Below are 9,306 nucleotides of genomic sequence, written 5' to 3'. Positions count from 1 at the left end.
AATCACCATTCTTAGACCATAAACCAGTGTCATCGAACCATCCAGCATAATCCAAACCATCAAAAGACAACTCATCAACAACAACACCATTCAAAGCAACCCTACCAGAATTACCAACAACAATCTCAAAAATAACCTGATTGCCAACAACTACAGTCTTATTAATAGCAACCTTACCAACAACCAAAACAGGCTCAACAACTTCAACACTGTCATTAGCTGTTTTATTTTCTGTTTCATTGGATGTTACGATAACAACATTGGTGAATTCTCCAGTTTTATTAGTATTGAATACAACATAAAATTTAGTTGTTTCTCCCTTATAGAGAGTTGCATTGTATTTGAAGCTCAAATCATTATTTTTAATCCATAATTCTGTATTATCAATAATATGGTCAAACTCTAAAGCATCATCAAATTTCTCATAAACTGTTACATCGTGTAACCTTTTATCTCCAGTGTTTCTAACAACAATCTCAAAAGTAACCTGATTGCCTGATAAAACAATTTTTTCTAATGCAATTTTTTCAACAGTTAAATTTGGATTTGTTGCATTTTGTTCAGGGTCTATCGGAGGTTCTTCGTAAACTTCAGTGGTATTGTTTGCTGTTTTATTATCAGCTTTATCTGCACCTACAGTTACGGTATTAGTCCAATTTCCAAGTTTAGTAGCATTGAATATAACAGTTAATGTAGCAACCTGATTAGGATTTAAAGATTTAATAAGTTTCCATCCAGGAGTTACAGTATTGAAATCATAATACCATTCTTCAGTGTCAATGAATGTCACATAGGTTAATTCCTCATAATCTGTTTCTTCAATGAATACTCCTGTTAATTCTGTTTGACCAACATTTCTAACGACTATCTGGAATCTTGTTAAGTTGTTTAAAGGAACAATAGGATCTAATGAAATCTTTTCAACTGTAAACATCGGTTTTACAACAGTTGTATTGTTTTCAGCGGTTTTATTTTCAGTGTAATTAGCTTTAACAACAACCACATTAGTGAAATTGCCTTCACCAGTAGTATTAAACACTACAAAGAAACCATGAGACTCGCCAACTGAAAACTTATTTTCAAAAGTCCAGGAATAGTTTCCAATAGCTTTCCAATGACCTAAACCGTAAGCATGATCAAAAATCAAACCATCAGGAACATTTTCACTGACAACAACATTAGTTAAATCGACAACTCCAGTATTTCTAACAATGATTTCAAAAGTAACCTGTTCGCCGACACTGACAAGAGGATTCAAACAAATCTTTTCAACACTAAATTCAGGATTGACGGCAGTTGTATTGTTTTCAGCGGTTTTATTTTCAGTGTAATCTGATTTTACAACAACCACATTAGTGAAATTACCTGCCACAGTAGTATTAAACACTACAAAGAAACCATGAGACTCGCCAGCAGAAAACTTATTATTAAACATCCAGGAATTATTATCTATTTCCTTCCAATGACCTAAACCGTAAGCATGATCGAAAATCAAGCCGTCATATTTAAGTTCATTGACAATTACATTAGTCAAATCAGTGATTCCAGTATTTCTTACAATAATCTCGAAAGTAACCTGTTCACCAACACTGACAAGAGGATTTAAAGAAATTTTCTCAACAGTGAATTCCGGTTTTACAACAACAGTGGTGTTGTTGGTTGTTTTATTTTCTGCATTTTCACTGCCTGCAACAACCACATTAGTAAAATTACCAACCACTGTAGTATTAAACACTACAGTGAATCCGTGAGTTACTCCCGGAGCAATTTCAAATTCATAAGTCCATCTTGTTTTTCCATCAACAAAAGATTCTACCCAGAAACCTTCGGTGTTGGCATGGTCAAATACCAAACCTTCATAAGAAAATTCCTCAACAAACACATTGGTCAAATTGACTAAACAGGTATTTTTAACGATAATTTCAAAGATTACCTGTTCACCTAAAATAACCATAGGAGTAATAGTGATTTTTTCTACTTCTAATTCCGGTTTAACAACTGTTGTATCATTGCTAGCTGTTTTGTTATCCGTTTCATCACTGCCTGCAACAACCACATTAGTGAAATTGCCTGCTCTAGTGGTATTGAACAATACGGTTAATATTGTGACCTGGCCAATAGACAATTTATCTTTTAAAGTCCATCTGTTTTTACCGTTGACTATTGAATGAATCCAGTGGGATTGGTTTAAAGCCTGGTCAAATATCAGACCATCATAAGAAAATTCCTCAACAAACACATTGGTCAAGTTAGTTAAACCTGTGTTTTTAACTACAATTTGGAATTTAACTTGCTCTCCAATAGAAACAATAGGAGTAATAGTATTTTTTTCCACGATAAAATTAGATTCTAAGATGACTGTATCATTTGAAGCATTATTATTGCTCATGTTAGAATCAGGGGTGCTTGAATTGACAAAAACATTGTTGACGATTGTAGTATTATCCACATTAATTTTTGTTTTAATGTTTAAAACAGCTGATGAGCCCTTATTCAAATCACCAATTTCCCATCTTCCAGTGGTGGAATTATATTTTCCGTTGGAATCATCGCTTACATATGAAATTCCGGAAGGAAGAACATCTATTGCATAGGCATTTACAGCTATATCAGGACCGTTATTAGTGACTTTAATAGTCCAGACAATTGTATCACCAATTACAGATGTTTTTTGGGAAACTAACTTAACAACACTTAAATCCGTGAGAGTATTTGATTTGGTAGTGTTATTTGCAATATTGTTGGTTTCATTTGGATCATAAGTACTACTATTCACGCTAGCTACATTAAGAATAGTGGTATTTGTAATGTTTACAATAGTTTTAATGTTTAAAATTTTAGTATCATTAACATTTAAAGTGCCAATTTCCCATCTGCCGGTAGTTTCATTGTAATTTCCATCAGCACCATTGAAAATTAAACCTGCAGGCAATTTATCAATTACATAAGCATCACTTACATTATTTGGACCCTTATTAGTGACTTTAATAGTCCATGTAATTTCATCCGCGAAATTAGGGGTTTTATTTGAAACAGTTTTTTCAATAGCCAAGTCTGCAACAGGCAGAATCTCAAAGTAAGTCATGTTTGTAATGAATTTATATAAACCATCTTCAAAGTGAGTTACATTAACTGAATAATTTCCAGGAAGAAGACCTTTTTCAGATACGCTGGCATTACCATAAATACCGGTTTTGGAAGTGAAATTAATCACGACTTGACCTGTTTCAAGATGAGTAACAACTATGGTAATATTTTGTAAGTCTTCACGTGGATCCTGATAAATAAGAGTTCCGTTTTCACTTTTATCGACTCCATCTACAGGATTAATAATATTACTACCTGTATTATGTTTATCATTTACAGAAGATTCATAGGTAACATTTTGGAAGAAAATATAATTAGGGCTGCCGTCGTTATAAATAGCATTAATAATATTATCTCCACCTCTGTGGGTAACATTGATGATTATGACGCCTTCAGGATTATAATAGAAACGCTTATCATTAGTTACTCCGGTAATCAGATAACTCCATGCCTGATTTTCAATGAAAGTATCATCTTCAATAGTCAAGTTTTGTCCCCTATTATATATCGCTGAACCGTTACGTGCTACATTATTTTCAAAATATGAATAAGAGATGTTTGAATTATTTCCTTCAATATAAATAGCTCCACCTAAACCCTGATTAAGATCATCACTGGATGCGATAGCATGATTTGAAGTGAAGTTTGAATTGGTTATAGTAAGGTTATCACCGTGTGAATGTATTGCTCCTCCATGGATGACAGCACTGTTTTTGTTGAATAATGAATTATCAACAAAGGTATTATCTCCAACCACATAAATTGCTGCACCTCCTTTTAAAGCAGTGTTATTTTCAAAGGTAGAATTTTCAATTACAGTATTATCACCAATAATATAAACAGTACCTCTTGAACATTCGTGTTCATAAAATTCGGAATTGATAATTGATGAATTTTGACCGTGAACATAAATGGCTGAACCATTTCCGTCAGTTGCGTAATTATCCCAAAAAGTACAATTAATTGCTCTATTATTATTTCCTGTTATGTGGATCGCTCCACCTTCTTCGGTACCTGTATTGTTTCTGAAAGTACAGTTAATCATAGTATTGTAATGTCCCTCAGTAATTCCATCCAAACCATGATCAATACCTGCAAGCATATAAGCCGCTCCTTGTTTAGCTGTATTATTTTCAAATATACAATTTTCAACAACAAGATAATTTTGACTGGAACCTATAGCTCCGCCTCTTTCAGTTGCAGTATTGCCTATGAAAGTACAGTTTATGATGTTACTGTGGTAATTCTCATTGATTGCCCCATTACCATGAACATAAATCGCACCACCGATACCTGCGCTACAATTAATAAAATTTGAATTGAGAATATCCACTCTATTTCCATATTGTCCGGCAACACAGATTGCTCCAGAGTGTCTGTTGGTTGTACAATTAACAAAATTACAATGGTCGAGTACTGAATTATAAGTAACAGCCATTGCAGCATATTCATAATCATTTTCATCCTCAGGTTCGTGAGAATGACAATTAGTAAAGTTCACGTCATATAAGTTACTATTTCTAAATACAAAACCTGCAACTGCAAGTGAAAAATTTTCAAAGCTAACATGATTTAAATTACAATTTATGAAAAAATTCGGATACATACATACGTCATTATAATTTTTGAAAGTTATGTCTTCAAAATTGCAATTTTCTATAAAATTACGATTATTAATGGTAATTGCTGATACATTTCCAGCATTGAAAACACCATTTCTAAAAGTTAAACGTTTGCTTGTCTGAATTACTGGTGTGCCTCCAGGAAGTGCTATAATTTCTTTTCCTTCCAAATCTATTATGTCGCCATCCCCAGCCTGACTTATTGCGTTTCGTACATCACTGAAGTAATTGCCATCAAAAGTTATTACATTACCTTCCTTAAGGATTACATTCTCTTCAATGCTTAATCCCAATAAATTTTCATCAGGAATATTAGCAAAATTAATTTCATTAGATGAAATGCTTGGAGCATCAATTAAATAAACATTATTAGTTATTTGTGAAATATCTGTTGAATCGTTAACTATTTCATCAGAATTTTGTGAAATAGCTGAATCGTCCAATATAAAGCCGGATTCATATACTGAATCTTGTGTATTGACTTCTAAATTAGTAGTATCTAAATTAACTTGGTAAGTTTCATTTGCAAAATTATCGCTTGCAGAAACTGCCCCAAAAGTTAATGATAAAGTTAATAATAAAATTAATCCATATAAAATCTTCTTGTTCATAGTTACACTCCCTGTCAATATAAAATTGTTAAACTTAGTATCACCTGATATGTCAAATTGATAATTTATACGTTTTAGTTACTTAATTAATAAAATATTTAAATGTATATCTCATTCGATTGTTTTACTCGGAAAAAAAGCTTCATTATAATTAATTATAAAAATTTGATCAAAATTAGAAAATATCTGAAAAGATGAAAAATTAGAACTTAAAATATTATAAATGGAATTGCTGTGACTGCATATAATTGAGTGATTGATTGAAAATGCATAGCCAGTGTGTAATTTATCGCTGGATATCAACATGTTTATATCAACATCATGAGTCAAAGAATTATAATAATCATTATAAAATATTAAATCATCATGTGTTAACACTTGAAATTTATCGATTTGTTTAAATTTGGATAAATTATGACAAAAATCCATTGTTTTAAAACTTGAATCAAGATTCATACAGATAAAAACTTCATGATTGTTAAAGAAATTATTAAAAATATGAACAGAAATAGTTATTGAAATATTATTAAACTCCAAATCTGTATCATTGTCCAAAGTTTCATTTATAAAAGAACAATTATATTGGTAATTTTCTATTTTATGATAATTTTTAGGGTTGTTAATTATATAAGAATCATTATACTCTTGATTAGACTTAACAGGAGCGTTTTCATCCTCACTGATAATGTTATTTTCAACAACATCATCTTCTTTTAACTCCTCAAAATCATGATTATCAACTTCAATGAAATCAATGATTGAAATTTCATCATTATCAATATTAACTGAATCATCAACGTCGCTGGCATGAGCTGCAGAGATCATTAATAAAGTCAATATAATAATCATCATGAATTTTTTAATCAATTAAATCACCAAAGTCAATATATTAGTACAATAATTTTTTCCTAAAAATAGCCATCTTATTTTCAATAGCTAAATTCATATTAACATTCATCATATATATACTTATACAGTTTAAGCATGATTTTTAAAAATATTAATCATTGTATATCTATTTGATACTTTTTTATCTGACTGTATAGAAATTTTTAAAAAAATTGACAATTTCTATTTATAACAAAGTTATACTGACACCTATCCAAAATAACACCAGTTATATGGAAAATATCCAGAAATAATAGAAAAATCCTATTCTATTGTAACTCAAAATTAATATACATCAAAGATAATAATTATTACTATGAGCACATTAGAGAAGATAAAAATATTAACTGATTCAGCACAGTATGATTTATGCGATTACGTTAATCATAACAAGAGCTCTCAAGTTAATCTTCCGGGAATTTATCATGCAACCGGACATAACGGCTGTCAAATTCCACTATTTAAAACTCTTCTGACAAACAAGTGCAAAAATGACTGCAAATACTGCATTAACCAATCAAAAAGAAACTTCACAAGACTTGAACTGGCACCTCAGGAACTTGCACATACATTCCTTAACTATTACAACAGAGGTCTGGTGAACGGTCTGTTCTTAAGTTCAGGGATTGACAAGGATGAAGATCTCACAATGGAAAAAACAATAGAAACCATTAGGATTTTAAGAAAGGATTATGGATACGATGACTATATCCATTTGAAAATTGTTCCCGGAGCATCCAAAGATTCAATCAAAAGGGCAATGGCACTTGCCAACAGAGTAAGCATTAATATAGAGGCCGCCACACCTTCAGGACTTGCAGAACTGTCATCTACAAAGGATTACAATAAGGATATATTGAAACGTCTTCACTGGATTGACAGTCTACATGGAAAAAGTACTACATATCCGAATTCTACTCACACCACTCAACTCATTGTCGGTGCGAACGATGAAAGTGACAGGGAAATTCTACATAGAATGGAAAAAATCTATAATAAAACAAAACTTAAACGTACATACTTCTCAGCATTCTCACCAATTGAAGAAACAGAATTTGAAAATAAACAGGCATGCAGTACAGACAGAACCGCAAAATTATATAATGCAGACAGTTTATTAAATGATTACCATTTCAAGCTTAAAGAGCTTGTTTTTGATGAAAACAATCAGCTGTCATTAACTCAAGATCCTAAAATTTCAGCTGCAGAAAATATGGATATATTTCCTGTAGAAATTAACACTGCACCATTTATTGAGCTGATTCGGGTGCCGGGTATCGGTGTAAAATCCGCTAGAAAAATAATTTCTATTAGAAAAAAAATGCCTTTCAAAAACAAGAATGAACTAAAGAAATTAGGTGTGGTTGTAGACAGGGCTGAAAAATACATTAGAATAGACGGGGCTTATCAAAGTCTATTGGAGAATTTCCAATAACTATTTTAAATCTTCAAATAAATCCCAAATATCAGGATATTTTTTAGAAACCGCTTCATCAATCAATATGGAAGCTTCTCTGCTGATACTGAATTCAGGTTCTGTTTTTCTTAAGTATCTAAATACTGCAGCAGATCTTGAAGACCATAATGTGATTCTTGGATTTTTGTCTACAATATCCAATACTTCAGCTACATTTTCCTGTTTTTTGACTTCTTGTGGATTTGATAAATCATCTTGAGTGTCTTCATCGCCAGATATGACTTCGGATGTTGTAATATCCTCGTCGTTTTCCTCTTGGATTTCCTCATCTGACGCTTTTTGCGGTTTATCATCCTCTTGGTTTTCTTGTCCATCAACATCATCTACATTAGATTCATCATTTTCTTCACTAGATTCTTCAATATCTTCTACATTTGATTCCTCATTAACAATAGATTCTTGTGTAGAATTATTGCTTTCGCTTTCATTAAGCATGTCTTCAAGAGATTTGGCAGAATTGCTGTCAAAATCTTCATCATAAAATTCAGGTATTAAAGAATCCAAACCCTTACCAAGCCCACGAGCCATCTAATCACTTCCGTCTCTTTCTAATATTTCTTTAGCTAATTTTAAATAAGCTTTAGTTCCAGTACTATCCGGATCATAAATTAAACATGGTTTTCCGAAACTTGGAGCTTCAGCCAATCTGATATTTCTTGGAATAATTGTCTTTAAAAGGAGATTAGTGCCTCCAAAGTAATTTTTCAACTCTTTGTGGACATCTCTGCTTAATCTGGTCCTTTTATCATATAATGTCAATAGAATTCCTTTGATTGGAGTAGGACTCCTAAGTCTTTGTTCTACAAGTTTAATGGTATTAATTAAATCTGCAACACCTTCAAGTGCATAATATTCAGCCTGAATTGGTATCAATACACTATCAGATGCAACTAATGCATTTACAGTTAAAACACCTAATGAAGGAGGTAAATCAATGAATATATAATCAAACAATGGTACAACGTCTTTCAGGGTCTCTTTTAAGATAATATGATAATTTTCCTTCTGACTTAATTCAACGCCTGCACCACTTAATGAAATATTGCTTGGTATAATGAACAGATTTTTTATAAAAGTAGGAATCGTAGCTTTTTTGACATTGATATCCCCTATGATTGCATCATAAATAGTATTTTCCAATTCGTTTTTGTCTATTCCAAAACTTGTCGTTGCATTCGCTTGAGGATCCATATCCACTACTAAAACAGATTTTCCCATTACGGCTAGAGAAGTTGCAGTATTTACAACAGTGGTAGTCTTACCACAACCTCCTTTTTGATTCATTACAGCTATTACTTCACTCATTGAATAATTCTCCTAGTACAATTTAAGTTATAAGGTCTAAGAAATAAATTAGACCCTCTAACTTAAATGAGATAAATTATAAGTTAACATGATTAAGATTTAATTTTTAAGTTAAAAGGTCTAAATGAGACCTTCCAACTTAAATGAGATAAATTATAAGTTAACATGAATAAGTTAAAAGAAATAACTTAAAACTTCTTATTTTTACCTTAAACCTTCTAAGTTAGCAGGAATAACTTATAAAGAATAAGTTAAACCCTCCAACTTAAAAGTGATAAATTTTAAGTTAACATGAATAAGTTAAAAGAAATAACTT

The 9,306-nt window shown here is 31.6% G+C and carries 5 protein-coding genes; 1 reads left to right on the top strand and 4 read right to left on the bottom strand.

The genetic code is table 11. The annotated features are described in order from the left end of the window. The coding region (locus IJQ68_RS00495; RefSeq protein ID WP_292795541.1) for a right-handed parallel beta-helix repeat-containing protein at positions 1-5,320 on the bottom strand (5,320 nt) is incomplete at its 3' end. A 111-nt stretch (positions 5,321-5,431) separates the two neighbouring features. Beyond that, complete coding sequence (locus tag IJQ68_RS00490) at positions 5,432-6,187, bottom strand: hypothetical protein (protein ID WP_292795539.1); 756 nt, start codon at positions 6,185-6,187, stop codon at positions 5,432-5,434. A 337-nt stretch (positions 6,188-6,524) separates the two neighbouring features. Between IJQ68_RS00490 and IJQ68_RS00485 the strand changes: the two genes are divergently transcribed. After that, entirely contained in the window at positions 6,525-7,643 is a 1,119-nt protein-coding gene (locus IJQ68_RS00485) for a radical SAM protein (protein ID WP_292795537.1), read from the top strand. On the opposite strand, the gene IJQ68_RS00480 is transcribed toward IJQ68_RS00485, so the two are convergent. Then, positions 7,644-8,213: an AAA family ATPase gene (locus IJQ68_RS00480; protein ID WP_292795535.1), complete on the bottom strand. Its 570-nt coding sequence runs from the start codon at positions 8,211-8,213 to the stop codon at positions 7,644-7,646. Continuing rightward, a complete protein-coding gene (locus IJQ68_RS00475; RefSeq protein WP_292795533.1) occupies positions 8,214-8,990 on the bottom strand; it encodes a ParA family protein in 777 nt (258 codons plus the stop codon). Positions 8,991-9,306 lie beyond the last annotated feature (316 nt).

This window comes from Methanobrevibacter sp. (genome assembly GCF_017447225.1).
Lineage (GTDB): Archaea > Methanobacteriota > Methanobacteria > Methanobacteriales > Methanobacteriaceae > Methanocatella.
This window is presented reverse-complemented; position numbering and strand designations above follow the sequence as displayed.